Source organism: Scytonema millei VB511283 (assembly GCF_000817735.3).
GTDB classification, from domain to species: domain Bacteria; phylum Cyanobacteriota; class Cyanobacteriia; order Cyanobacteriales; family Chroococcidiopsidaceae; genus Chroococcidiopsis; species Chroococcidiopsis millei_B.
Genome location: NZ_JTJC03000001.1, coordinates 1,126,417 through 1,127,208 on the forward strand (window position 1 = coordinate 1,126,417; position 792 = coordinate 1,127,208).

Below are 792 nucleotides of genomic sequence, written 5' to 3' on the forward strand. Positions count from 1 at the left end.
AGAGGATGTTTGAAAAGTTTTGAAGGGTGAGATTTTATGCCAGCCGCCTAACCATGATACGGATCATGGCAAGGTAGATAAAAGTCTCGGAGGTTTGGGGCAATAATTCATAGTCTCTGACTAATCGCCGACACCCCATTAGCCAGCCGAAAGTGCGCTCCACCACCCAACGTTTTTTGAGCAACACGAAACCCTTAGTTTGTTCTGGTCGCAGCACCACTTGCACAATCCAACGGCAGAAGTCCATCACCCACATCATGAACGATGTACCGTCAAAGCCGCCATCGACCCAAATGGTTGTCAAACGGGACACCTTTTTACCCATCTGTTTTACCTTCTGGAGTACTTGTTTACCTCCCTCTCGTTCTCCAACACTGGCGGCTGTGACCAATACCCGCAATACTAACCCCAAAGTATCGACACTCATAAACCGCTTGCGTCCTTTGATTTGTTTGCCCGCATCATAGCCCACCGCTTCATGTACCATCGCGGTGCTTTTCACACTTTGGCTATCGATAATCGCTTCTGATGGACTGGGATGACGCTGCTGCTCGATTCTGAACCACTCTCGCAGGCTGTCGTGAAGCTTCAACCATGTCCCATCAATGCGCCAGTTACGGAAATAAGTGTATACAGTCTGCCATGCTGGAAAGTCACTCGGTAGTGCTCGCCATTGTACCCCTTCGCACAACACATAGAAAATTGCGTTGAAAATCTCCCACATATTGACTGTACGGGGACGACCACCTAGTTTAGGCTCTGGAATCATGTCACTCAGAAATTCATATTGGG

At 48.5% G+C, this 792-nt stretch carries 1 protein-coding gene; it reads right to left on the reverse strand.

The window, feature by feature from the left end:
- Positions 1–34 precede the first annotated feature (34 nt).
- Positions 35–792: IS5 family transposase (locus QH73_RS29435; RefSeq protein WP_132866748.1), on the reverse strand; the 758-nt coding region annotated here is incomplete at its 5' end.